This window comes from uncultured Varibaculum sp. (assembly GCF_902489465.1).
GTDB lineage: Bacteria > Actinomycetota > Actinomycetes > Actinomycetales > Actinomycetaceae > Varibaculum.
This window is the reverse complement of sequence record NZ_CABTZZ010000027.1, coordinates 1-24,502: the sequence shown is the minus strand read 5'-3', so window position 1 is coordinate 24,502 and position 24,502 is coordinate 1. Positions and strand designations below refer to the sequence as shown.

Genomic DNA, 24,502 nt, shown 5'->3' with positions numbered 1-24,502 from the left:
TTATGCCGTAGGGTAGGCTGCGGGCGTTAAATCCGTGAAAATGCCAGAGCATTTTCCGGATTTCGGGGCGCGAGGCAAAATCCGCCCCTGTGCGCGGACGACTACGGGAAGAAAACTTCTCTCCCGCGCGTAATACGGATACAGGGAGGAAAAACATTACCCCGCATGCACCCGCATACATCCGTGAGTAGCAGTAGCGATTAGAACCTAGGGAATTCGCCCCTTGGCAGGTTTAGGCGGTGGAGTCGGGATTTTTTAGGGCGCTCAGAGGAGAATCTAAAACCAGTGCTTGCAGGTATAAGACGAATCCGATGCCGAAAAGAGGCATTATGATCAGGGCGCTCCAGAAAAGACTGGGACGCAGGTAAAGCCCAGCTAACGGTAAGATCGCGAAAAGTAGGGCGCTCAAGGTGCGCGGCAGGCGTCCGATAGCCAGCAACGCAGCATTGCGCAAAGTTTGCTTAAACGAGGCCGAGAATTGGGAACTATAGGCAAAGAACCAGATTCCAATGGCGGTTATTACGGCCATGCCGAACAGTACCCCGGCGCGCATTACTAGATGCCAGGTAGGAGAAGCTGGCAGATATTTAACTAGCTGTAGTTGGTAGGCTCCCACTAGTAGCAGAGCGACTAGCAATACTCCTCCGCCGAAGGCTGAACGGAAATCGCTGCGAAAGTGACGCCAAAAAGTAAAACCAGGTCGCGCGCCCTCTTCCCGCACTATCTGTAATAAGACGTAGTAGCCTGCGCTAAGAGCAGGCCCGATCGTGACCACCGGCAGGGATGCTATACAGATAAAAAGGCTGATCATTGCGACATCAGCAATCAAGGTTAGCAGCGCGGCCAAGAAGCCGTAGTGAGAGAAAAATCGGTTCATAATATCTCAGTCATTATTGTTACCAGACTGTAGGGTAGCTAGGGCGTAGGTACCGGACCGGTAGAGTCTGCTATCAACAGGCTGCCACGCAATAATCTTTGCGGCCTGGTTATTGACTCTTTCTTCATCTGCGCGAATAGCAGACGACAGGAAGTTTCTGCCAGTTGCTCAATGGGCTGCTTAACGGTGGTTAGAGCGGGGTTAGTGTAGCGCGCAAATTCGATTCCATCGAAACCAGTAATTGAAACATCTTCCGGTATTTTCAGCCCTGCATCTATCAAAGCCTTTTGGGCACCGAGAGCAATCACGTCACTAATCGCCACTACCGCTGTAAAAGGTATTTGCCGTGCAAGCAGACGGGAAGCCATTTGATATCCATAGCTAAAAGAATAGGGGTTGTCCCCGTCTCCCCCTCTGACAATAAGCTTCTCATCGGTGGTGATTCCCTGCGCGCTTAGGGCAGAGATGAAGGCTTTTTCCCGGATGACGCCCACGGAACGTTCTCTGCGATCAGGGCCGAGAAACCCAATCTGACGATGCCCGAGATCGGTGAGATGAGAAACTATTAGGGAGATTCCGTGTGCCTCGTCAACGCTAACCGCAGCCACGGAATTATCCCAGGCAGGTGCCGGTGGCACAGTGCAAAGGGTGAAGGGGAGGGGAAAGTTATTAAAAACCGCCGTTGATTCGCGCGCTTCTCCTCCTAAGAAAAGCACTCCGGCAGCCTCGGAATCTTGGTAGGCGCCGCGTCCAATGTTTACCTCATCCGCTTCGTGGGGAACGCGTAATAGCGACATTTGGTATCCGTGGGCGCGGATTGCTTTTTCCAGGGGGTCAATTAGTGAAAGAAAGAAAGGATTGGATGGTCCTTTCATCACTACTGCAATGTTATTGATATTTTGGGATCTTAGGTTCTGTGCGTGCCGATTGGGCTGGTAATGAAGATCTTGTGCAACTTGGAGGATTCGAGTACGAGTAGCTGGGGATATTCCACTCTGATTGTTGAGGGCGCGAGATACCGTAGTAATCCCCACCTGTGCGGCAGCGGCGACATCCCTAATAGTCACGGCGGGTGGCGGTTGTGACACGGGAATAAATCCTTGATTCTATAAGTGTTTGACAGTAGTTAAAGATAACAGGGATTGGGATGGAAGTGTTTTTTCTTCCACCCCAATCCCTGCTTGATTTAAGGTTCTTAGCCTTTAACCGCGCCGGCGGCTACACCCTCGATAATGTACTTCTGCATGAAAATGTAGAAGATAACAATCGGGATGATCGCCAGCACTAGCATCGCCATGAGGGCACCCATATCCCGGTTGCCGTTAGAGCCCAGCAGGAACTGAACCACGATCGGGATAGTGCGGTATTCACTACCTGGCCCCAAGACCAGGTTGGGGAGTAGGAAGTCATTCCAGACCCACATGGTATTGAGGATGGCCACGGTAATCGCGGTGGGTTTGAGCATCGGCAGTACTACCCGGAAGTAAGTTTGTACCGGGTTACAGCCGTCAATAGTGGCGGCCTCTTCAATATCAATCGGAATCGATTTAACGAATCCGGCAAACATGAAGACGCTGAGGCCGGCTCCGAATCCCAGATAGAGAATCATCATTCCCACCGGGTTATCTAGCCTCAGGATGCTGGATATCTGCACCGTGGGGAACATAACCATCTGGAAGGGGATCACCATCGAGAAGACAAAAATGTAATACAGGGCGCTGGTCCACCAACGTTTTACTCGAGTTATGTAGTAAGCAGTCATCGCACATAACATGACGATAATCGCCACCGATCCGACAGTGATTACGAACGACCACAGAATCGAACTAAAGAAATTCGATAGTTGCAGACCGGTTACGTAGTTCTCAAGTCCAACGAAGGTATCTCCCATAGGAAGAGCGAAAGGATTGTTCGACAGCTCGAACTTAGACTTGAACGAGTTCATAACTACGAACAGGATTGGCCCTAAGAATATACAGGTCAAAGCAATTAAGACGATATAAATAACAACTTTGCCAATCGGGTTAACCCCGGACTTGTTGGTGTCTTTAACGGGTTTTTGCTTAGCAACAGGCTGCCCGGGGGCAGTAACGGTAGTGGTGCTCATGCTTCAATCTCCCTTGAACGAGTTGCCCGTAGCTGGAACATGGCGATAGCCACCACGACTACTACGAAGATAACTGCTTTGGCTTGTCCAACGCCTTCCATGCCTACCTGGTTAAACATGGAGTTAACGATATTGAGGGCAACCATCTCGGTTTTACCCGAAGGTGCGCCGGCGGTTAACGCCAAGTTCTGGTCGAACATTTTGAATGTGTTCGACAAGGTTAGGAACAGGCAGATAGTGATAGAGGGCATCACCATGGGAATGGTGACGTTTCGCAGCACTTGCCAACGACCGGCTCCATCAATTTCTGCTGCCTCGGTTAGTTCTGGAGGAACGTTTTGCAGGCCGGCGATGTAGATAATCATCATGTAGCCGATTAACTGCCAGTTAATCAGAATAATTAGTCCGGCGTAGCCGTATTTCCAGTCTGTAACTAGGGTCGCGCCGTAGTTCTGTAAAAAGGCGTTGATAATAATCTGCCAGGTATAACCCAAGACGATGCCACCAATCAGGTTAGGCATAAAGAACACGGTTCGGAAGAAGTTAGTTCCGCGTAGTTTGCGAGTTAGTATCCAGGCGATCGCGAAAGCAAAGAGATTCACGGTAATTATCGAGACTATTACCACCAATATGGTGAATAGGAACGCGGAGGTAAACGTATCGCGAGAATCAAATACTTCTATATAGTTCTGAATTCCGACGAAGGTCGCATCGGTGATAGTGGTGAATTCGCAAAACGACAGGAAAAAACCAACGATGAACGGTATTAGAAAAGCGATCAGAAAGGCTGCCAGAGTGGGCAGCACAAAAAGTGGAAAATAATATTTTAAATTCGACCTCATTGTCTATCCATTTCCTTTGGCCGGTGGATAAAAGATTAAACAAAAACTGGGTTTACTGCTGTAAATCGAGTTGTAACCGAGTTGGTTTATGTCTTTGAATGCGGGGAATGTATTACTTAAGGTGAGGTGGCAGATAAGAACCGGGCGGTTCTTATCTGCCACCTTGTCCCTGGTAGGGCATTCGCCCTCTTTTATCTAACCGAGGTTATATCTCAGTTATCTCTTTTCGGCGGCCCAGCCGTCTTGGAAGTTCTTAACTACCTTGTCCCAGTCCAGGTTGCCAATGGCGTACTGTCCTAGATCCTGGCCAAAGTCATCTTTAAACTTCTGTGACGGGTAAGTGGTGAATACCCACGGCACGGTCTTCAGCTGGTCGCTGCTTAGGGAAGCCGCAACTTCCTTGGCCAACGGGTCGTTTGGAATCTCGTCAGCAGAGAAAGCCTTGAAGGGGGCAATAAACCCTAGGTCTTCGACTACTGCCTTCTTGCCTTGGGTGTCGCTGAAGAGCCAGTTGATGAAATCAATGGTGGCCTTTTGATCGGCCTCGGAGGCTTTAGCGTTAACTGCCATGAAAGCTTCAGTACCCACGGCCAGACCTTGCTTTTCTTCACCTTCATGACCGGTGTAGATAGGCAGCATCTTAATCTTGTCTTCCTTAACTACGTTGCCTTTCTCTTCGGCAACTTGGCTCCAAGCCCAGTTACCGTTTTGCACCATAGCTGCTTTGCCCTGTGCAAACTCAGCCATAGAGTCAGCTACGTTCTTATTAGGAGTAAGCTTGCGGTCAATGGTCGAGTTATCCAAGTAGAGGTCAAAAATATTCTTGAATTCTTTATTGAACTTGAATTTCGCCTTGTCCGTATCGGTTACCTTATCTGCCTGGTACTCGTAGTACATGGGGATATTGGATAGGTGGGTCTGCCAACGCCAATCTTCACCTTTAGCGAGCGAAGTGGAGGCAAATACGCCGTCAATCCCCAGGTCTGCCTTATGGGCTTGCATATCCTCAACAACTTCTTTCAGTTTGGCGAAGTTATTGATTTCATCTACCTTAGTGGCTTTGGCGCCGGGCATTGCGAAGTATTTGTCCAGAATCTCTTGGTTGTAGACAATGCCGTAACCTTCTACTGCCAACGGCACCCCGTAAATCTTGCCGTCCTCGCCCTTCAGTGCCAGGTTGGGATCATTGAGATCCTTGGCAAACTTAGTGTCGGTGAGATCCGCAGTGTATTTTTGCCAGCTCTTTAAGCCGACGGGACCGTTTACGTTGAACAGGGTAGGAGCATCAGATTTAGCGATTTCAGACTTTAGCTGCTGTTCGTAGTTTCCGGAAGCTACGGTTTGGACTTTGACCTCTACGCCCTTGTCTTTGGTGTAGGTCTCAGCAATTTTCTTAAAGGCTTTTTCCTGCTCCGGTTTCCAGTTCAACATGTAAACTTTGCCTTTACCGTCGTCAGCACCAGAGCCTGAAGAGCAGGCGCCCAAGCCGGTCAACGCAAAAGCACTGGCAACAAAGGTTGCCAGAATACGAGTTTTTCTTGACATTAACGTCCCCCTTTGGACCGTCGATCAGTAGGTGCGGGGATCCCCGCCCTTCGTCGGAAACGTTTCCGATGAACATCTCTACAGTATCAGTTAGTGCCTTAGAAAGGAAGAGCCAAATTAAGAATTGTTATCTTTTTGTTAACTTTTGAAGATAAATTATCATGATTTGCTGATAAACGGCGGCGACGCGGGGATTATCCTTCCGCGCCGCCGCCTGGCATTTTAATTTTTAGTTAATTACCGCGAGGTGTTGATTTAGAGCACTCGCACATATACGGGATTTCCGTAAACCCTGGCGATCTTGACTCGATCTCCCGGTTTCGGAGCGTGGATCATATAGCCATTACCTAGGTAGATCCCGACGTGACTGGAGTAGTTCACCATATCGCCCGGTAGTGCTTGTGACCTGGAAACAAATCTTCCGGCTCCGCGTTGGTGTACTGCCCGTCGGGGCAAGTTAATTCCAGCAGCGTTGCGATACACATAGGAGGTTAACCCCGAGCAGTCAAACCCTTTGGGAGTGGAACCGCCCCATACATAGGGAACCCCGATGAACCTCTTCGCATAGGCAATAATTTGGGAGCGAGACGCGTTACCGCGCGTAGCCGATTTCTGATTAGCCGCCTTTTTAGTAGCTTTGTTGGTAGCTTTCGGCTGGCTCTTTTTAGCGGGTTTGCTAGTAGCAGACGGGGAACTATTTTCAGTTTGCTTTTGCGCTGCAGCGCGCCGCTTAGCTGCTTGTTCCCGAGCTTTCTGCTGTGCTGCTTCTTTTCGAGCTTTTTCTTCCGCAGCTTTTAGAGCTGCCTGGGCAGCAGCTTCTTCGCGAGCCTTTCGCTCCGCTTCGATCTGCGCTTGGCGTTCTTTCTCAGCCTGCTCGGTCACTCCGCGCGCGGCCGCTAACTGCTTAATTAGTTCCTCACGCTGTGCCCCCAAATCGGCAAGCTGTTTCTCAGAGGCAGCCTTGAGCTGGTCGGCTGCGTCCTTTTGGGTTTTAAGTTCGTTAGCCGCCTGCTCTCGATCTTGTTTCGCCTGATTGGCACGTTCTTGCAGGACGGTGGCGACTTTGGCAATCGAATCAAAAGTCCGCATCTGGGAATCCGCCTTCGAGCCAAATAGCTCGACGGAGACCTTCCTCATTTCCACAGTCTGCAGACCATCAGCGTTCAGGTAGGGGGTGAGCGAAGAAAGTGATCCCTGGGTGGTGTAAACAGTGCGCGCTAAGCCGGCTAAAGCCTTGCGAGCCTGCTCCACCTTTTCTTGTGCCTCTTGAGAATCCTGGGCAGTTTTATCTGCTGCCCGCTTCGCAACTACCAGGTTAGAGATGGCGTCGTTGTAGCCGGCTTCAGCTTCCTCGGCTAGGTCGCGAGCATCCTGAGTCTGGGCACTTACCTGCGCAAGTTGTGCCTCGATAGCGGCTACCGAGTTAGCGGCATCAGTTTCTGCAGCTTTAGCTGCTTCCACCTTGTCGTCTGCCGGTGAAGCAAATGCTACGGGTGCAAAAATTGAAGCGGAAGCTGTTAGGGCGAAACTGGCCGCAATAACCAATGCCCTTTTACCAGCTTTTTGTCCCGCAAAAATGTGGGGCTTCATAGCTTTCCTCCTAGAGCGACTTTGGGAGTTATAAGTCGGACTAACTGCCACAATACCGCGCTTTGGTATCTCTAACAACAAAATTCACATTAATAACATGTGTAACAAGGGGCGAATCGGAGGAGATCTAGATTAAAACTGCTACTTTTCAAGGGAATATATTGAATTTATAAAGACAAACACGCGGAAAACGCCATAAAGTGAGATATATCACGATGTGAGGCTATTGGCGTTTTCCGCGTGTCTGGCAGGCAGGAAATTAGTCGGTTATCTGTCCATCAAAGAAGTCAGCGACTAGACCAAAATACTTCGTCCCGTTTTCTGCTTCCCACTGCTTCATCCGCTCACGCGAACGCCGGATTTCTTCCTCAGCTTCTTTACGTCCTACCCAATGGGCGCCCTCAACAGATTTACCTGGTTCCAAATCTTTATAAACCTCAAAGAAGTGCTGAATTTCCAGACGATGAAACTCAGAAATATCTTCAATCTCAGTACGCCAAGAGGCGCGCTGATCCGCGGCAGGAACACATAAAACCTTATCGTCACCGCCGTTCTCATCGCGCATCCGGAACATTCCCAGCGGCCGGCAACGGATCACACAGCCGGGGAAAGTGGATTCTTCTAAGACCACCAGGGCGTCTAAGGGATCTCCGTCCTCGCCTAAGGTTCCATCAATAAAACCATAGTCATCGGGATAGCGAGTGGAAGTAAAAAGCATACGATCCAGACGGATGCGGCCAGTACCGTGATCAACCTCGTATTTATTACGGTTACCCTTCGGAATCTCGATGGTCACGTCAAATTCCATGTGTCTTTCCCCTTCCCGCCAAATAGGCTAAGTGTGCGACAATCGGGGCAAAAGTGTTACCGCCGAAGTCGTGGCATCTGCTTTATATTTAAGAATACGTGGAAAATTCATAAACGAGGGGAAGAATGCGAAAATCTGTATTATTACCGCTAATTCTCCTGGTAGCAATGGTAGTAAGCGGCGTCGGTTATGGCGTTTTGGACGCCTACAACCTAGTGCCAGGGATTCTAACCCTAGAAAATGAATCTTTGGATATGCCCGAAACCGTGGAAGTTAGTCTTACGGATGCCGGCAGTAAGGAAGTTATAGGAATAAATGAACACGCTGCGGAAATTACCGCGGCGCAAGTTCAGCCCCTAATGCAACAACTGGTAACGCAAGCTCAAAACGGTTTGCCCCCAAATCCTGGTAGCAACGACCCCGCCGCTAATACGCCGGTGGCGACGGGAAGCAGAGTCGGCGCGATAGTAATAGATACCGCTAGCGGGAAAACTCTTGGCCAAGTAAACGCAGACCAGCTAATGACCCCCGCCTCTTCAAGTAAAGTCGTGGCAGCGGCAACTGCCTTGAAAACCCTCGGACCCGATTACCGTTTCACCACCGCCACCCACTTGGCAGGCGAAAAACTATTCTTACGAGGAAACGGGGATCAGCTGTTATCGGCCGGTTCTGGAAATCCTGCTGCCACCGCCGGACATGCCGGGCTAGCAGATCTGGCAGCCCAAACTGCGCAAAAACTCAAAGACAAAAAAACTACTACGGTGCAGTTGTTCTTGGATGAGAGTGCTTTCGGAGATCAAAGTCCACTTGCGAACTGGCAAGCCCAAGGCAATGACAATTACGAAACCAAGCCCACCCCTATCGCGATCAACAACGGATTAGCTAACGCCGAGCTGTCATACGGATACTTGCCCGATCCCGGACTTTCAGCAGCGGAACAGTTCGCGGCGCGACTAAAAGAACAGGGTATTAATGTGGGACAGATCCAGCGCGGCGCTACCCCGAACGATGCCCGAAAAGTTGGGGAAGTAAAAAGCGCAGCCTTGCATGAAGTTATGCATGAAACACTTAAAGAATCGAACAATATGCTGGCAGAAGTGCTTTGCAGAGCTTCGGCAGCGAAAGCTGGAACCGGTACGAACTTTCCCGGGGAAATAAAGATTGCCCAAAAGGTCTTAAATGATCTAAAACTCGAGGGTGCAGCTTTTGCCAATCATGATTGTTCGGGACTATCAACTGAAAACCAGATCAAACCGCAACTATTAGCCGCGTTAATCCAACAAGCTGCTCGCGGCAATGATCCCCAGCTGCGCCCCCTGGTTGCCTCCCTTCCCGTCGGAGCCCTAGATGGCACCTTGCACGATCGATATTTACAGGCAAGTGGCGCCGGTAATGTGCGGGCAAAAACCGGTTCTTTGCAGAACTCGCGGGCGCTCACCGGTCTGGTGACCACTAAATCCGGTAGAACTCTCACTTTCTGCGTGATCGTTGATTCTTTCAAAGAGGGAACCGGCACAATTGCGCGCGGCGCCATCGATAACTTCGTAAATGGACTGGCAGGTCTGTGAGCCGGCAACCGCGAGGCGCGCGAGGACGGATAGAAAGAGCCGTCCTGACGCAACTAAAACATCTAGAAAAACACCATGCGCGGGCAACCTTAGTAGTGGCTTGCTCGGGCGGTGCTGATTCCCTATCCCTAGCTGCATCGCTTATTCGTCTGGCACCTGCGAGAGAGTTTAAACCAGTAGCAGTCACCGTTGATCATGGTTGGCGCGCAGAATCGGGTGTGCAAGCACGAAAAGTGCAAGCAATACTGACCGGTTTAGGGTACAGCCAAGTGGAGATACTCACCCTTCCTGATGCGCAAATAGCCGGTAAAGGTAAAGAAGGTGATGCCCGCAAAAGGCGCTACCAGGCCCTAGAAGAAGCCGCCAGCAGGTACGGTTCTTTAGGAGAAAATGTTTTTATCCTCTTGGGGCATACCCGTGATGATCAAGCGGAAACCGTGCTTTTGGGGTTAATGCGTGGCAGTGGCGCGCGCTCGATTGCGGGAATGCGTAGCTGGGATGAGGGCGCCGGAGAACAAAGCGCTAGACGCGCCGGCTATCTGCGACCGCTCCTGGAGCTTCCCCGACGCGACACTGTAGCGGCATGCCACGAAGGGGGACTGTCTTTTATAGACGACCCTTCCAACTATCCCGAAGGACCAGTTCGAGCTGCAGATGGCACGGCTCTGCGGCGGTCAGCCTTGCGGTACCACGCCTTACCCGCCCTCGAGAAAGCCCTCGGGGTAGATCCGCGCCCCGCCCTCGCCCGCACTGCCGCCCTGTTGCAAGCAGACTTGGATGCCTTAGATAGCATCGCTGCCGATTGGTTTGCACAGGCTCAGCGGGGCGAGGGGGAGACGGTAACGCTGGAAACTAAAGCGCTACTTGCGCAACCGGAGGCGATCCGAAAGAGGGTGTGGCGCCTGGCGGCGCTAAATGCTGGCGCGCGAGCCTCAGACCTGCGGAAAGTTCAACTAGATGCCGTGGATTTTATGGCTACCCACCGTCGCGGCACCGGCCCGATCCAGCTGCCCGGGAAAGTCACCTGCACTCGGGTGGCAGGAACCTATGAACTTAACTTTCACGCGCAATCGAAAGGATAGACTGGGAAAATGGACGCAAATGATATGGGCGATGCGCTGGAGCGGATCTTAATCAGCGAGCAGCAAATCGCGGACAAGCTGCAAGAAATGGCCACCCAAATCGATCGCGACTATAGCGGCCGTGAAATCTTATTGGTAGGGGTGCTCAAGGGAGCCACGATGGTGATGGCGGATCTGGCTCGCCTCATTCATACCCCCTTAGAAATTGATTGGATGGCGGTTTCCTCCTATGGGGCTTCCACCAAATCCTCCGGAGTGGTGCGGATTCTTAAAGACCTGGACTCCGACCTGGGGGGACGGGACGTGCTAATTGTCGAGGACGTGATTGATTCCGGTCTGACTTTAGATTGGCTCACCCGCAACCTTTCTTCGCGCGGCGCGTCCTCGGTAGAAATTGCGGCGCTGCTGCGCAAACCCGAGGCGGCGAAAGTGGAAGTTGACGTGAAATACGTGGGATTCGATATTCCCAATGATTTTGTAGTGGGATACGGTCTGGACTATGCGGAAAAGTATCGGAATCTCCCGTTCGTGGGCACCCTCGCGCCGCATGTATACCAGTAGCGGGATCAGGCAGGTTCACTGAGCGTCACCCTGGGAAGAAGCGGTACTTCGCGAGTATGAAATTCGGCTGAGGGTGACCAAAATAAGCAATTAAGGGGCAAAGCGTTTAGGCTTGTCTCTATGAAATAACGCCGCCACGCGGCACCGGATAATAGGGTATGAAACCGATAAATGGCGAAGAAGAAAAAAGAAAATAAGAAGTTTTGGCTTAAATGGGGCATCCCAGCGATTACGATAATCGCCGTATTTTGGGTGATTTCCCTGGTAATGGCGCCTACCGTTGTTGACACCTCCGAGGGGATAGCGCTGCTCAAAGGTAAAACCGTTGAGCGAGCGATAGTCAATGACGGTACCCAGCAGGTAAAGCTAGAGTTATCAAAGAAGTACACCCCCAAAAACTTGGGGAAAGAATCGCAAGTAATTCCGCAAGGCGCCACTAAAGAGGTCAATTTTACTTTTGTGCAATCCCAGGCGGAACAGGTAAATGAATTAATCCAGGACGGGAACCTGAAGAAGGGATATAACTCGATTTTCCCGACCGGTTCTTGGTGGTCAGCGCTTTTACAGATGATGATTCCGCTGCTACTGTTCTTTGCCCTGATCTGGTGGGCAATGTCCAGAATGCAGGGCGGCGGCATGATGGGATTTGGAAAATCCAAATTCAAAAAGTTTGACGCCTCGGCTCCCAAGATTACTTTCGCCGATGTGGCGGGAGCAGATGAAGCGGTAGAGGAACTGCGCGAAATTCAAGAGTTCCTAGCCAATCCCGCGAAGTTCCATAACCTGGGGGCGCGGATCCCTAAGGGCGTTTTGCTGTGTGGTCCGCCCGGAACTGGTAAAACTTTGCTGGCCAAGGCGGTAGCCGGGGAAGCGAAAGTTCCCTTCTTCACCCTGTCTGGCTCGGAATTCGTAGAAATGTTCGTGGGCGTGGGCGCTTCGCGAGTGCGCGACCTATTTAGCCAGGCTAAAGAGTCCGCCCCGGCGATCGTGTTCGTTGATGAAATCGATGCGGTAGGTCGTCACCGCGGCACCGGTATGGGCGGTGGCAATGATGAACGCGAACAAACTCTAAACCAGCTGCTAGTAGAGATGGACGGGTTTGACGAAAACACCAACGTCATTTTGATTGCCGCCACCAACCGTCCCGATGTACTAGATCCTGCGCTGCTGCGCCCAGGACGTTTTGACCGGCAGATAAACGTAGATGCCCCCGATATCAAGGGACGGAAAGCAATTCTGCAGGTGCACGCCAAAGGTAAGCCCATGACTACCGATGTGGATCTAGAACAGATCGCGAAACGTACTCCCGGCTTTACCGGTGCTGACCTGGAAAATGTGCTTAACGAAGCGGCTTTGCTAACCGCTCGTTCTAATGCGGATCTGATCGATATGCGGGCAGTTGATGAGGCTATCGACCGGGTAATTGCGGGGCCACAAAGACGCACTCGGGTTATGAATGACCACGACAAATTGGTTACTGCCTATCATGAGGGCGGACATGCGCTTTGTGCGGCCGCCTTGCGTTATACCGATCCGGTTACCAAGGTTACGATTCTGCCGCGTGGGCGCGCCCTAGGGTACACCATGGTGATGCCGGTTGAGGATCGCTATTCGCGCACCCGTAACCAGCTTTTAGATGAACTGGTTTACGCCATGGGAGGGCGGGTAGCTGAGGAGCTAGTGTTCCTGGATCCTTCCACCGGTGCCTCCAATGATATTGAAAAGGCCACCGCGACTGCTCGCCGTCTAGTAACCGATTTCGGTATGTCCGACAAGGTAGGGCCAGTAAAGCTCGGCAAAGATGATAGCGAACCTTTCTTGGGGCGCGATGGTATCTCCAGTAGAAACTATTCCGAGACGGTGGCCAGCACCATCGATGAAGAAGTACGTAGTTTCCTAGATACCGCCAATCGTGAAGCCTGGGAAATCCTCACTCGCAACCGCGGGATTCTCGATGAGCTAGCTGCCCGGCTGATTGAAAAGGAAACCTTGCTAGAAGAAGAACTAGAAGAGATCTTCTCTCCGGTTCAAAAACAGGCTGAACGCACCGTTTGGTCCTATGGTCAAGAAGGGGCAGTACCCGGGGCGATTTTTGGTAAACCGATTGCTGATTCCCAGACTCCGGCTACGGCTCCGATTCCGGAAAACCTAGCGGTAGAGGGCGAGTAACTCGTGGGTTATAACCAGGATGGAGTAGAAAAGGCGATTCGCGATTTGCTGATCGCGATCGGTGAGAACCCCGATCGGGAAGGACTGCAGGAAACCCCGGCACGGATGGGTAGAGCCTGGAAAGAAGTAATGTCGGGGATGCACTCGGATCCGGCAGCGCCTCTAGAAAAACAGTTCCACGTGGACGATGAGGAAATGGTGATGGTGCGGGGGATTCCTTTCTACTCCCTGTGCGAACATCACCTGCTACCGTTCTTCGGGGTGGCTCATGTGGCCTATATTCCTCGTGATGGCCGGATCACCGGGCTATCGAAACTGGCGCGGGTAGTAGAGGGTTTCTCCCACCGGCTGCAGGTGCAAGAAAGACTCACTGCGCAGGTAGCGGATGCTTTAATGGAGAAACTGGATCCGCGGGGCGCCGCGGTAGTTATCGAGGGAGAGCATCTTTGCATGTCCATGCGCGGAATCAAGAAGCCGGGGGCGCGTACTACCACCTCAGCGCTGCGCGGGGTCATGCGTTCTGACCCGCGCTCGCGGGCGGAAGTACTTTCCCTAATCCGCTCAAACTAGTTAGCTTAGGCGTTTTATCGGGTTGAAGAATGGAGAAATGCTACTTTTGCCCGCCTCCAGACCAAAAGCACGTTTAATGCCAGGTAGGCTAGAATCATGACAATTCGCCAGATTCCTGACTTTTTAACGCCCGGACGCACCAAAGTTATGGGGATCATTAACGTCACTCCAGATTCTTTTTCTGACGGTGGCGACTGGTTCAATCCCGAAAAAGCGATTGCTCACGCCCTCGAGTTAGAAGCCGCAGGTGCCGATATCCTCGATATTGGGGGCGAATCCACCCGGCCGGGAGCCGAGTCCTTAAGCCCCGCGCAAGAACGAGAACGAGTGCTGCCGGTGATTGACGGTTACCTAAAAGCATCTCGCACCCCTCTGCCTATTTCTTTGGATACCGTCAATGCGGAAACCGCCGCCGCCGGCATAGCTGCCGGAGTGCAGGTCATTAATGATATTTCCGGGGGAACCCTAGATCCGGGGATGCTTAAGCTGGTAGCCGAAACCGATGCCTACTATATTTGCCAACATATGCGCGGTAACCCCAAAACTATGGATAGCCTGTGTGAATACGGCGGGGACGTAACCGGCGGGGTTTGCCAAGGTCTGAAAGAACGTATCCAGGCCTGCGAAAGTGCTGGGGTTAATCTGAAGCGCCTGATTTTAGATCCCGGTTTAGGGTTCGCGAAAAGCGCTGAGCAGTCTTGGGAGCTATTAGGTAACTTAGAGCAACTGGCGCAGCTGGGATATCCATTGCTCATTGGGGCTTCTAGAAAACGGTTCTTAGAAATGGCGGTTCCCACCGGCTGGGACAATGCTTTGCCCGCGGGGGTTAAGGCGGGAGCCAGACGGCGGGAGGATGCTACCACCGCGGTGAGTGCGCTTTGCGCCGAGAGTGGAGTTTGGGCAGTTCGGGTACATAATGTTGCGGCTTCAGCTAGTGCGGTCGCAGTGGGGCAACTGTGGAGGGAAGCAGCATGTCGCTAAGTCAGGAAGAAATCAGTGAACGTTTGCAATACCTCGACCACATTAGTTTGGTGGGGATTGAGGAACGCGGGCGGCATGGGATGCTCGATCATGAACGCCAAGACGGTCAACTATTTCTAGTTGACGCCGATATTTACTTAGATCTGCACGGTGCCGGGGCAAGCGACCGGATCGAAGATACCGTCGACTATTCGCAGATATCGGCTCTGATTAGCCGGATTATTACTGGCCCGCCATGCGACTTGTTAGAAAAAGTTGCTGCCCAGATTGCTGAAGAAACCCTAGAACTGGAAAACGTCCAGGCAGTGCGGATTTGTTTACATAAACCTGAGGCGCCGCTAGGTTTAGAAAAACAAGACGTGAAACTAACTATTTGGCGGGGTCTGGATAATCTACTTCCCGAAGAAGAACCTTTGGAAGAAACCGCTCCCTTATCGTTGGCAGAGATTGCGGCGGAGGGCGCGGCCGAAGGCGGTGAAACTTCCCTCGAAAAAGCAGAAAATCCTTTAGAACAGGCTCCCACCTCCCCGCGGCAAGTGGTGGTGGCCATGGGCGGAAACCTAGGAGAGGTTTCTGCTACTTTCCGCGAAGTAGTTGCGCAATTGTCGCAAACTAGTGGGATCGGGGTAGTTGAAGTTTCTCCTCTGGTGAGGACGGCCCCGGTACTTAGCGAAGACCAGGAAGAGCAACCAGATTACTTAAATGCGGTAGTAATCCTCTCCACTATGCTTTCTCCGTTAGAGCTTTTGCAGGTATTGCAAAAGCTTGAGGATGAGCACGGCCGGGTGCGAAGCGAACACTGGGGAGCGCGCACTCTGGATTTAGACATCATCGATTATCAGGACGTTACCAGCAAGGATGAACGCTTGATTCTGCCACATCCGCGGGCCAGTCAGCGCGCTTTTGTGCTTTTGCCCTGGTCGCTGGTAGCCCCAGCGGCCGAACTGACCGGGGTAGGCGAAGTGGTAGTTTTGGCGGACTATGCCCCGGATCGGGATGGAATAAAAGAGATCTACCCCGATTGGGTAGATAATAACCATCCACTAACCGAGGCGGGGACGGGATCTATTCCCTTACCCCGCTGGTCAGCGATTTCTCGTCCTGCGGTTCCTCCGCGAGTACTAGACGATGCCCGAGAGTTGCATCCTACCGGAGAAGTGTCGCAGGTGGATAAACTTAGCTCACCGCTTCCGGCAGCTGCCGAGGAGGCGCCTTCTCCGCAGGTTTCTCCGCTTCCGGTTGCTCCGACCGGATCCGCGCAGCCCACCCCTCCCCCCTCTTCTTTACTCCTGCCACACCTGGGTAATGACCGTACCCAAGCAGCAGTGATCTTAGACGAGGAACCGATAGAAAAACCTGAGAAACAGGAAACAGCAGCGACAAAACCTAAGAAAAAGAGCTGGTGGCAGCGGATTAAAGCTTTCTTTTTAGGGGAGAAAGCAGATCCCGAGCAATTTATGCCGGACTTTGAGCAAGCCGACCACCTGACGGAAATTGCAGCCGGATCTGAGCATTCCTGGCAAGCGCTACCTAATTCCCCCGTACCTGCCCCGCCTCCCTCACCAGCGCAGCAGATTGCCAGCGCCAAGACGAGCGCCACCGCGGAAAAAAATCTGACTGCAGAGCAGGATGCCGCCCCGGCAGCCGGAACTAACACCGAAACTGGGGAAGCTAGCGACAGTCAGCAAGGGGGAGACGGTGATCCAGTGCAAGTTATGGAGGCAGCCGAGGAAGCGAGCAACGAACAGCCAACTGAAACCATTAAGCGGGGCAGCGGACGTCACGCCGGTAGGCTGGTTACCGGTCCGATTCCAGTTCCGGAGGACTCCCCGCAGCCGCTCCCGCTAGATATTGAGACGGGTAAAGTTAACTATAGTAGCGATGCTCGCGGGGAAGACGAATCTCGAGTGGAACGCAAATCGATTCTGCGTCCGACTACTACCGGAGCGATCCCGGTGCTTAAACCGGAAACAGACCGAACTGAACTACCTACTGCAGTTTTCGATCCGCTAGCGGATTCCGAGTAATAATATGCGGCCACTGCGAAAACTTAGCCTGTTAGCCCTGGGGGCGATGGCATTATTGGTGGGATATTTCCTCAGTGATTTGGCAGTGAAAATGGGGGGCACGCCTTTGCAATTCAGCCCCATTCTCACGGTGTTGATCTTTTGCGGGGCGGTGGTACTCGCAATTTTTGGGCAGGCCGTCAAGCGTTTGCGCGATGGGAAACCCTCCTGGATGCAGCTAGCGAAAGCCCCGATTGTAGCGCTGGTAGCCCAAGCCTCCGCGGTGTGGTCAGCTTTGTTCTTGGGATATTTACTGTCCCAGTTGATCTTGGCGTTCCAGTTGCGTCATGCGGAAATAGCGGGTTCGTTTGCGGGGAACACTATTGCTTTAGCACTGGTGAATCTGGTGCTATTAGTAGTCGCGCTGCTAGTTGAATCCTGGTGCATTATCGATGATGGCGAGGACGGCTCGCCGGGGGCAAATAGTGCTCCCGGTGGCGTTAATCCGGCTTCCACCTAGCGGCTTGGGGTAACCTAAGGGCATGAGTCCAGACCAACGCCGACGCTCTTCCGAGCGGGTACGCCCTTCGCAAACAACTTTTTGGGTGCGCCGGCTAGTAGCGGTGCTAATTTTGGCGGTGTTGATCGCCCTAGTGCTATTAATCGTTCGTTTTGCCTGGTCATGGATGCAGGCTGCCGATGATAGCAAGCAGCGTGCCCAAGCTGAACAAGCTAAAAAAGAGGTCGTAACGCAACCCACTACCTGTAATCTCGCAAATATTAGCTACAAGTTAGAGCCGGAAAAGGCGGAAAACCAGGTGGGAGCAGGCGTTAACTTCAAAGTAGTTTTACATAACACCAAAGGAAATCAGCCTTGCACTATGAATGGGGCTATTGACAAGGTGGGCGTAAAAGTTATTACCGGTGAAGACACGGTGTGGGAATCCTGGAAATGTCAGGGGAAGGTTCAGGAACAGCCGCTGCTGCTCGGAACCGGCATGGAATATGACACCACCCTCAAGTGGGATGGGAAAACTAGAAACGGCTGCGAGAAGGGCGATATGGCGCAGGCCGGCACCTATCGGGCTATTCCTGTTCTCTATGGGAAAGAAATCACCGACGCGAAAGCCGTCTTTACTTTGAAGTAGCCCCCTCCTCGGGCAGGGCGATCATCACTGCTTCTGCCAGGTTAGTTACCGGATGCAGGCTCATCCCTTTGGGGGCAGTAACCTCATCGGCTCCCAGGCGAGGTATCAGGGCGTGACGAAAACCCAGCCGCGCGGCCTCGGATAGCCGCTGTCCTAGACCCACGGTAGCGCGGATTTCTCCGGTTAAGGATACCTCCCCGATAGCCACCATTTTTTCTAGGGGAGGGCGTGACTGGGTAGCGCTGGTAATGGCTAGCGCCACCGCCAAATCAACTGCCGGTTCGCTGGTTTTGGCGCCTCCTACGGTGGAAACATAAACGTCACATTGGGAAAGGGCGAGGCGCAGGCGGGCTTGCAGTACCGCTAAGGTCATCGCCACCCGCGAATAATCTAGTCCCGAGGTGGTGCGCCGCGCTGATCCTCCAGAAACCAGCGGAGACACTAAGGCTTGAATTTCGGTAGGCATCGGGCGTCGTCCCTCGAGAGTCACGGTTACGCAAGTGCCGGGTACCCGCGAGGAAGTCTGTGACAGGAATAGTCCCGAAGGGTCTGCTAACCCGATAATTCCTTTCTCTACCAGTTCAAAACAACCAACTTCATCGGTGGCGCCATAGCGGTTCTTGACTGCCCGCAGCAGCCGTAAGCGGGTATGGCGATCCCCCTCGAACTGGGTAACTACGTCAACTAGGTGTTCCAAAACGCGCGGACCGGCAATTCCACCGGATTTAGTTACGTGTCCTACCAGCAAAATCGGGATGCCGCGGCTTTTGGCGACCTCGATTAAAGCCGAACAGACTGCGCGTACCTGGGTCACGTTTCCGGCTTGTCCGCTGACTTGGGCGGAGGCAATAGTTTGTACCGAATCTGCAATCACCAGTGAAGGGGAACACTGATCGATATGCCCCAGGACGCTTTCCAATTCGGTTTCCGCAGCCAGTAAGAGATTATCGGTCAGGGCACCGATCCGCTCTGCTCGCAACCGCACCTGTGCGGCAGATTCTTCCCCGGTTATATACAGTACCGACTTGTTTGACCAGGTAGACGCCACTTTTCCAGCAACATCCAATAAGAGGGTAGATTTGCCGACGCCCGGTTCACCCGCCAATAAAACCACAGATCCTGCCACTAGGCCGCCGCCGAGTACCCGGTCTAGTTCCCCGATTCCCGTGGGGATGAATCTAGCATCCGCAATATCAACTTCACTGATGGGCAGAGCCTTGCTTCGGGGAGTTTTGCCTGCGATCTTATTTGGGGAGGGTGCAGGCTCGTTAGCCGGGACGCTTTCCTCTAGCGTTCCCCAAGCCTTACAGTTGCGACATTGTCCCAGCCATTTGCTAGATTGCCAGCCGCATTCGGAACATTGATAGCTTGTCTTTACCTTGGCCATGCCCTAACTTTAGCGCGGCACGCCTAGTAAATATTCGAGCGGGGTAGGCTGGAAGCAGAATGCTTGATTATTTACAGCTGGGGATAAAAGGAGGACACAGATGGCGAAACGGGATACTGGCGCATCTGGAGTGCTAGTTATCGGTTTGGGGCGTTTCGGTTCGGCGGTAGCCGCCTCTTTAGAGAGCCTAGAGCGCGAAGTCTTGGCGGTGGAAAAGTCCCCGCGGATCGTTACCCAATGGCAGTCGCGTCTGCCAGTGGTGCAAGCCGATGCTACCAGTGCCGAAGCCTTAGAGCAGCTGGGAGCCACCGATTTTCAAGCCGCCGTAGTGGGGGTAGGAACCGCCCTGGAGGCATCAGTACTGATCACCGCAAACCTGGTGGATCTGGGAATCGGGTCGATCTGGGCTAAAGCCACTTCCCTAGAACATGGGTCGATTCTAAAGCGAATCGGTGCTCACCACGTGGTTTACCCCGAATATGATGCCGGGGTGCGTACCGCGCACCTGGTGGGTGGAAAGATGCTGGACTATATCGAGATGGATCGCAAGGGGTTCTCGGTAGTGAAAATGCGTCCGCCCAAGGCCTGCCACGGCTTTACTTTGGAGGAACTCGATACTCGCTCTAAATATGGGGTCACGGTGATTGGGGTGCTCTCTCCTGGCGAGCCTTTTGAATATGCTGCTCCCCAAACCCGGGTAGATGCTAACGACATCATTATTGTTTCTGGTGACGCGGAATTATTGGAGCAGTTTGCGCAAATGCCTTAATCCGCTTTTGGGGTAAAAATCGGGTTTCGAGGTCTTTAGGCAATTGCAGAGGGCGCGGGGCGGCTAATCTCGCGCGGGTTTCTAGCGTTTCTGCAACCCAGATCAGGTAGGTAAACCTTTCGGTCGGTGTAGTTAGGTGCTGAGGCCAGAACTATCCGATTATGGGGCGCTCTTCGGGCATTCTGATAACTCGGCGACGCTCGCGCAGCGCGAGCGCCGCCGCTACTGTCATAGTGCCAGTTCTGCCCGCAAACATGAGCAGTACCAGTGAATACTTGCCGATAATCGGTAAATCGGGGGTGATTCCGGTTGATAATCCTACGGTGGCGAAAGCAGAAATCACTTCGAATCCGACAACGTCCATCGAATAGTCCGTTACCGATAGCAGGAAGAAGATAGCGGTCACCACTAGGATGGCGCCCAGACCGGTCACGGCCACTGAGAGGCGCACTACCGAGGGGGGGATGCGGCGATGGAAAGCTTCTACGTCCCGATCCCCGCGAGCCTCAGCCATTATTGCCAAGATCATTACCGCCAGGGTGGAGACTTTGATGCCGCCCGCGGTAGAGGCGGAGCCTCCGCCGATAAACATCAGCACGTCCAATAAGAACCAGGAGCCTCTGGTCATTTGTCCTACGTCAATGGTGCTAATCCCGGAAGAGCGGGAGTTGACTCCGAACAGAATCGAGGTTTGTAGGGATTCGGAGGTGCTCATGGATGCGAAGGTTCCGCGGTTATTCCATTCCGAGAAAGCAATCATTACTGCAGTTAATACCCAAATTGCCAGGTAGGTGGTGATAGTTAGCTTTGAATGCAAACTAAGTTTGTGGGGGGAACGCCAGTTTTCTTTCACATCTAGCATTACCGGGAATCCCAAGGCTCCCAGGAAAGTTCCCAAGATCACGGGACTAATCATCCACCAGTCTCCCAGGTGGGCTTCCATTCCTTCGGGTAGGTTGATAAAACCCGCGTTGTTAAAGATCGATATTGATTGAAATAGGGCGTGCCAGATAGCGGAGCCAACGGACTCGTTTAAGGTTAAGAAACGCGGTAATAGCGCAATGAAAATAATTGATTCGCAAGTCAGGGAGGTGACGATCACCGTGCGGATCAGGGCGCCGACTTTGCCGAGGGAGGCGGTTTTTTCGATGGCGGCCAGCATTCTTTGGGTCAGTCCAATATGACGCGATACCGCTAGTGCCAATATTGATGCCAGGGTCATTACCCCCAGGCCACCAATATGGATACCCAGTATGATTACGATTTGTCCAAATAAAGACCAGTAGGAAGCGGTGTTGACTACGGTCAGGCCAGTTACACAAACGGCTGAGGTGGAAGTAAAAACCGCATCGACCAGGGGAGCAGGTTTGCCAGTGGTGGTGGCAATTGGTAAAGAAAGCAGTAGCGTCATCACCAGGATGATTGCTGCGAACACCAGTACTACCAGCCGTGCTGGGGAGGTGCGGGCAAGATGGTCTAGCGATCCTCTGACCTTCGCGCGCTTGGAAATGCGCCGCTGTTGTGCCATCACACCCCCTTTAAAAATAAATGTTTCCTGCCTTGATATTAACCCGCTGCCTCTACTTTCGGTTAGGACAGCTAGGCAGGATTATTTCCGCAGCGCCAATACAGGAAAATATAGCTTCCAGTAGAGTAAATCAGTATAAAAATAAATAAAGCAACTCTAAAAAGTAACGAAAATTTCCGGTTTTTTAGGTACTTTCCTGTGGCAGTTGAGAAAAGTGGGTCTCTTGGGGTATTTTTAGACATGGATGCCTGAAACTCTAGAATTTTTCTAGGTCAACGGCTTAAGCTTATAAATAATCCCTAACCGGCATGGATTCGAAATTAGGACGGAACATTATGGCACAGCAGCAAGCTCCGCGCTTCGTAACAGTGGCAGAGGTCGCGGAACTAATGCGCGTGTCCAAAATGACGGTCTATCGGATGATCCACGCCGGTGATATCCCCGCAGTTCGAGTCGGCAAGTCTTTTCGGGTACCGGCTGCGGCAATCGACCAGATGATGGGGCAGGGTTTTGGTGACTGGGAACAATCTTCAGGGGTAGCCAATAGTTAATCGCCGCTTAAGTTGTTGTATAGTAGGGCGAGAAAAATACCTTAAGGTAGTATCTGCGCCGCGCGCGCATCAAGAAGCAAAAGGAGAACCTAGTGGGCTCGGTAATCAAAAAGCGCCGCAAGCGCATGTCCAAGAAAAAGCACCGTAAGCTGTTGCGTAAGACTCGTCACCAGCGTCGCAACAAGAAGTAACGGCATAATGCAAAATGGATCCAGGAATAACCTGGATCCATTTTTTATTCTCTCCTGTGCTTGTTAGGGGAAATATCGGAGTTAATGCCCGAATGAGCATTAGCCCGCATTTGTGAGGTCAGAAAATTGAGAAGTTTGAGAAAAATATTATTTTAGTTTGCTACGTAGCAAATTATGTATTAGGCTACTTATGTGTCGATCAATGAAGATTTACAATTGGATTTTGGGTATCCCCGACCTCAATTGCGTCGTAGTGACTGGGCTAGTTTGAATGGGTATTGGCAGTTTGCGGAAGATCCTGAGGATGAAGGCCTAAAAGAGAGTTGGTTTAGCTGTGCCTCGGTTTTTAACCGGGAAGTGCTCATTCCTTTCCCCCCCGGAAGCGAGCTATCTGAAATTACAGATTTTTCGGATTGTGATGTGGTTTGGTATCGACGAAACTTGAAACATCAAGATTTGCCTCCGAAAGCTGATGGAACTGAATGGTGTCTTAACTTTGAGGCCGTTGATTTCTTTGCTGATGTCTGGGTGAATGGGAATCATTTATGCAAGCACGTCGGGGGTGGAACCTCTTTTTCGGTAAAACTTCCAGAGGACGATGAATATGAAGTTGTTGTGCGAGCGGAAGATTGTAGGCTTGATCAGAGTCAACCGCGGGGAAAGCAAGATTGGCTCGAACAACCGCATGACATCTGGTACAGACGTTCTACCGGAATTTGGCGAGATGTGTGGGTGGAGTCTGTTCCCTGTCATGCAATAGAGCAAATTTGGTGGAAATTTGATCTTGATCGAGCAATAGTTACTGCCGAATTTGCTTTTTCAAAATGGATTCCTCAGGGACGCATTCGTATTAATTTGAGATTGCGGGGGCAAGAGCTGGCTGCGGTTGAAACCGATATAAAAGGTATGTCTGCAACCGTAATCGTAGAGATTCCGCAGGTGCGGAGTCGAACGGAATGGAATAATCTACTTTGGTTCCCCAGCTCGCCTAACCTGATTGATGCTGAAGTTGACTTAAAAGTTGGTAGCCAAGAAGACAAGGTTCTCTCTTATCTTGGGCTTCGTGCAGTAGATATCAAGAATGGGTATCTAAGAATTAACAGAAAACCTGTATATGTTCGCGGAATCTTAGATCAAGGGTATTGGCGGGAAAGCTTCTTTACAGCGCCTAGTTGCGATGCTCAAATTCGTGATTTAGAACTAGTTCGGGACATGGGATTCAATACGATTAGAATCCATCAGCGTACTCCAGATAGACGCTATCTTGCTATGGCTGATTACCTGGGAATTATGGTGTGGGCAGAGTTTCCTGCTGCATTTGAGTATTCTCGCCGAGCCATTAATTGGACCTTATCGCAGTGGAATTCAATACTTGACCGAGATGCATCCAGTCCTTCGATTGTGGTGTGGGTACCTTTCAACGAGAGTTGGGGAGTTGACGCAATCTCCACTAATCCCAGCCAACGCCACTTTGTAAATTCGATAGTTGAATTAACTAGAGCGAAGGATCCCACCCGGTTGGTAGTGGCTAACGATGGTTGGGAACAACTCGATACGGATATTGTGAGCACGCATGATTATGCGACAACTGCAAATGAATTGGAAATTGCTTACCTAGAACCTGGAAATGTATGCCAGACCATTCATGGAATCGGGCCGCAAGGAAGACCGATCCTGTTGAATTCTTCAACAGAGTTAGGAAATCGTCCGATGATGGTCACAGAGTTCGGAGGAATTTCTTTACGTGAAGATAAAGAATCTTCCTGGGGATATGAAGTAGTCTCAAACACTAAAGATTTCGAGGAAAGAGTTTCGTCGCTATTCAGGGCACTTTACAACTCATCCGTACTAACGGGGTGGTGTTATACCCAGCTCACTGACACTCTTCAAGAGACAAATGGCTTATTGAAAGAAGATCGGACACCTAAAATTCCTATCTCTCAGATTAAACGGTTTGTCCTGGGTGATAGTTTTCAAAATCAAATTCGTCCTCGAAGGTTTAACCAACCAGCAGGAAGCGAGGAATAATGCGTTTACCGTCAAAGACTAAGTGTAAGGAGTGGCTGGGTTATTTCAGGTTTGTCGTTTCGTTCTTGTTTTTCTCTCTGTCCTTTTTTCTGTCGCCGTTGACAGGCAACATTGGTTGCCGGCACAATAACGCAGCCATAGAGAGATATTTTCTGTTGTTGCTAGCACCCATAGATCGGAAGAGCACACGTCTG

General features: G+C 51.7%; 22 protein-coding genes. 13 read left to right on the top strand and 9 right to left on the bottom strand.

Going from position 1 to position 24,502, the window contains the following annotated elements; genetic code table 11:
• Positions 1–232: 232 nt before the first annotated feature.
• The 7 genes from RDM26_RS06040 to RDM26_RS06010 form a co-directional block, all read right to left on the bottom strand.
• Positions 233–877: a DUF624 domain-containing protein gene (locus tag RDM26_RS06040; protein ID WP_307738103.1), complete on the bottom strand. Its 645-nt coding sequence runs from the start codon at positions 875–877 to the stop codon at positions 233–235.
• Positions 878–915: 38 nt separating this feature from the next.
• Positions 916–1,965 (bottom strand): substrate-binding domain-containing protein, encoded by a 1,050-nt coding sequence (locus RDM26_RS06035; protein WP_307738102.1) that lies wholly within the window; start codon positions 1,963–1,965, stop codon positions 916–918.
• Positions 1,966–2,072: 107 nt separating this feature from the next.
• Positions 2,073–2,984, bottom strand: a complete 912-nt coding sequence (locus RDM26_RS06030) for an ABC transporter permease subunit (RefSeq protein ID WP_307738101.1) — start codon at positions 2,982–2,984, stop codon at positions 2,073–2,075.
• Positions 2,981–3,826 (bottom strand): carbohydrate ABC transporter permease, encoded by an 846-nt coding sequence (locus tag RDM26_RS06025; RefSeq protein ID WP_278611873.1) that lies wholly within the window; start codon positions 3,824–3,826, stop codon positions 2,981–2,983. The genes RDM26_RS06030 and RDM26_RS06025 overlap by 4 nt, the downstream gene beginning before the upstream one ends.
• A gap of 216 nt (positions 3,827–4,042) precedes the next feature.
• A complete protein-coding gene (locus tag RDM26_RS06020) occupies positions 4,043–5,371 on the bottom strand; it encodes an extracellular solute-binding protein (RefSeq protein WP_307738100.1) in 1,329 nt (442 codons plus the stop codon).
• A gap of 255 nt (positions 5,372–5,626) precedes the next feature.
• Positions 5,627–6,961: an NlpC/P60 family protein gene (locus RDM26_RS06015; RefSeq protein ID WP_307738099.1), complete on the bottom strand. Its 1,335-nt coding sequence runs from the start codon at positions 6,959–6,961 to the stop codon at positions 5,627–5,629.
• Positions 6,962–7,220: 259 nt separating this feature from the next.
• Positions 7,221–7,769, bottom strand: a complete 549-nt coding sequence (locus RDM26_RS06010; RefSeq protein ID WP_307738098.1) for an inorganic diphosphatase — start codon at positions 7,767–7,769, stop codon at positions 7,221–7,223.
• Between the two features lie 125 nt (positions 7,770–7,894).
• Between RDM26_RS06010 and dacB the strand changes: the two genes are divergently transcribed.
• From dacB to RDM26_RS05965, 9 genes are all read left to right on the top strand, one after another.
• Positions 7,895–9,337 (top strand): D-alanyl-D-alanine carboxypeptidase/D-alanyl-D-alanine-endopeptidase, encoded by a 1,443-nt coding sequence (gene dacB, locus RDM26_RS06005; protein WP_307738097.1) that lies wholly within the window; start codon positions 7,895–7,897, stop codon positions 9,335–9,337.
• Complete coding sequence (tilS, locus tag RDM26_RS06000; protein WP_307738096.1) at positions 9,334–10,419, top strand: tRNA lysidine(34) synthetase TilS; 1,086 nt, start codon at positions 9,334–9,336, stop codon at positions 10,417–10,419. The genes dacB and tilS overlap by 4 nt, the downstream gene beginning before the upstream one ends.
• 9 nt (positions 10,420–10,428) lie before the next feature.
• Positions 10,429–10,980, top strand: coding sequence for a hypoxanthine phosphoribosyltransferase (gene hpt, locus RDM26_RS05995; RefSeq protein ID WP_307738095.1), 552 nt, complete (start codon positions 10,429–10,431; stop codon positions 10,978–10,980).
• Positions 10,981–11,151: 171 nt separating this feature from the next.
• Complete coding sequence (ftsH, locus tag RDM26_RS05990) at positions 11,152–13,149, top strand: ATP-dependent zinc metalloprotease FtsH (RefSeq protein WP_307738094.1); 1,998 nt, start codon at positions 11,152–11,154, stop codon at positions 13,147–13,149.
• A 3-nt stretch (positions 13,150–13,152) separates the two neighbouring features.
• Positions 13,153–13,719 (top strand): GTP cyclohydrolase I FolE, encoded by a 567-nt coding sequence (gene folE, locus RDM26_RS05985; RefSeq protein ID WP_307738093.1) that lies wholly within the window; start codon positions 13,153–13,155, stop codon positions 13,717–13,719.
• Positions 13,720–13,815: 96 nt separating this feature from the next.
• Positions 13,816–14,700 carry a dihydropteroate synthase gene (gene folP / locus RDM26_RS05980; RefSeq protein ID WP_307738092.1) on the top strand — a complete coding sequence of 295 codons (885 nt, stop codon included), beginning with the start codon at positions 13,816–13,818 and terminating at the stop codon, positions 14,698–14,700.
• Complete coding sequence (gene folK / locus RDM26_RS05975) at positions 14,691–16,727, top strand: 2-amino-4-hydroxy-6-hydroxymethyldihydropteridine diphosphokinase (RefSeq protein ID WP_307738091.1); 2,037 nt, start codon at positions 14,691–14,693, stop codon at positions 16,725–16,727. The genes folP and folK overlap by 10 nt, the downstream gene beginning before the upstream one ends.
• A 4-nt stretch (positions 16,728–16,731) precedes the next feature.
• Positions 16,732–17,226 carry a DUF3180 family protein gene (locus RDM26_RS05970; RefSeq protein ID WP_307738090.1) on the top strand — a complete coding sequence of 165 codons (495 nt, stop codon included), beginning with the start codon at positions 16,732–16,734 and terminating at the stop codon, positions 17,224–17,226.
• A gap of 22 nt (positions 17,227–17,248) precedes the next feature.
• Entirely contained in the window at positions 17,249–17,854 is a 606-nt protein-coding gene (locus RDM26_RS05965) for a hypothetical protein (protein ID WP_307738089.1), read from the top strand.
• On the opposite strand, the gene radA is transcribed toward RDM26_RS05965, so the two are convergent.
• Positions 17,841–19,241 (bottom strand): DNA repair protein RadA, encoded by a 1,401-nt coding sequence (radA, locus tag RDM26_RS05960; RefSeq protein WP_307738088.1) that lies wholly within the window; start codon positions 19,239–19,241, stop codon positions 17,841–17,843. The two genes, RDM26_RS05965 and radA, sit on opposite strands and share 14 nt — an antisense overlap.
• 100 nt (positions 19,242–19,341) lie before the next feature.
• Here radA and RDM26_RS05955 point away from each other — a divergent pair, with 100 nt between their 5' ends.
• Positions 19,342–20,010 (top strand): NAD-binding protein, encoded by a 669-nt coding sequence (locus RDM26_RS05955; protein WP_307738087.1) that lies wholly within the window; start codon positions 19,342–19,344, stop codon positions 20,008–20,010.
• Between the two features lie 151 nt (positions 20,011–20,161).
• Here the strand turns inward: RDM26_RS05955 and RDM26_RS05950 are convergent, their stop codons facing one another.
• Positions 20,162–21,538, bottom strand: coding sequence for a potassium transporter TrkG (locus tag RDM26_RS05950; protein ID WP_307738086.1), 1,377 nt, complete (start codon positions 21,536–21,538; stop codon positions 20,162–20,164).
• A 335-nt stretch (positions 21,539–21,873) separates the two neighbouring features.
• Here RDM26_RS05950 and RDM26_RS05945 point away from each other — a divergent pair, with 335 nt between their 5' ends.
• The 3 genes from RDM26_RS05945 (at position 21,874) to RDM26_RS05935 (ending at position 24,308) form a co-directional block, all read left to right on the top strand.
• Positions 21,874–22,089, top strand: coding sequence for a helix-turn-helix domain-containing protein (locus RDM26_RS05945; RefSeq protein ID WP_024059667.1), 216 nt, complete (start codon positions 21,874–21,876; stop codon positions 22,087–22,089).
• A gap of 92 nt (positions 22,090–22,181) precedes the next feature.
• A complete protein-coding gene (locus tag RDM26_RS05940; protein WP_005504750.1) occupies positions 22,182–22,280 on the top strand; it encodes a 30S ribosomal protein bS22 in 99 nt (32 codons plus the stop codon).
• 192 nt (positions 22,281–22,472) lie between these two features.
• Positions 22,473–24,308 carry a glycoside hydrolase family 2 TIM barrel-domain containing protein gene (locus RDM26_RS05935; RefSeq protein ID WP_307738085.1) on the top strand — a complete coding sequence of 612 codons (1,836 nt, stop codon included), beginning with the start codon at positions 22,473–22,475 and terminating at the stop codon, positions 24,306–24,308.
• Positions 24,309–24,502: the final 194 nt, after the last annotated feature.

Bases quoted from the DNA above. Each gene is read 5' to 3' on its own strand.
- RDM26_RS06040 (WP_307738103.1), bottom strand. From the start codon at position 877: ATGAACCGATTTTTCTCTCACTACGGCTTCTTGGCCGCGCTGCTAACC.
- RDM26_RS06030 (WP_307738101.1), bottom strand. From the start codon at position 2,984: ATGAGCACCACTACCGTTACTGCCCCCGGGCAGCCTGTTGCTAAGCAA.
- RDM26_RS06025 (WP_278611873.1), bottom strand. From the start codon at position 3,826: ATGAGGTCGAATTTAAAATATTATTTTCCACTTTTTGTGCTGCCCACT.
- RDM26_RS06020 (WP_307738100.1), bottom strand. From the start codon at position 5,371: ATGTCAAGAAAAACTCGTATTCTGGCAACCTTTGTTGCCAGTGCTTTT.
- RDM26_RS06015 (WP_307738099.1), bottom strand. From the start codon at position 6,961: ATGAAGCCCCACATTTTTGCGGGACAAAAAGCTGGTAAAAGGGCATTG.
- RDM26_RS06010 (WP_307738098.1), bottom strand. From the start codon at position 7,769: ATGGAATTTGACGTGACCATCGAGATTCCGAAGGGTAACCGTAATAAA.
- dacB (WP_307738097.1), top strand. From the start codon at position 7,895: ATGCGAAAATCTGTATTATTACCGCTAATTCTCCTGGTAGCAATGGTA.
- hpt (WP_307738095.1), top strand. From the start codon at position 10,429: ATGGACGCAAATGATATGGGCGATGCGCTGGAGCGGATCTTAATCAGC.
- ftsH (WP_307738094.1), top strand. From the start codon at position 11,152: ATGGCGAAGAAGAAAAAAGAAAATAAGAAGTTTTGGCTTAAATGGGGC.
- folP (WP_307738092.1), top strand. From the start codon at position 13,816: ATGACAATTCGCCAGATTCCTGACTTTTTAACGCCCGGACGCACCAAA.
- folK (WP_307738091.1), top strand. From the start codon at position 14,691: ATGTCGCTAAGTCAGGAAGAAATCAGTGAACGTTTGCAATACCTCGAC.
- RDM26_RS05970 (WP_307738090.1), top strand. From the start codon at position 16,732: ATGCGGCCACTGCGAAAACTTAGCCTGTTAGCCCTGGGGGCGATGGCA.
- RDM26_RS05965 (WP_307738089.1), top strand. From the start codon at position 17,249: ATGAGTCCAGACCAACGCCGACGCTCTTCCGAGCGGGTACGCCCTTCG.
- radA (WP_307738088.1), bottom strand. From the start codon at position 19,241: ATGGCCAAGGTAAAGACAAGCTATCAATGTTCCGAATGCGGCTGGCAA.
- RDM26_RS05955 (WP_307738087.1), top strand. From the start codon at position 19,342: ATGGCGAAACGGGATACTGGCGCATCTGGAGTGCTAGTTATCGGTTTG.
- RDM26_RS05950 (WP_307738086.1), bottom strand. From the start codon at position 21,538: ATGGCACAACAGCGGCGCATTTCCAAGCGCGCGAAGGTCAGAGGATCG.
- RDM26_RS05945 (WP_024059667.1), top strand. From the start codon at position 21,874: ATGGCACAGCAGCAAGCTCCGCGCTTCGTAACAGTGGCAGAGGTCGCG.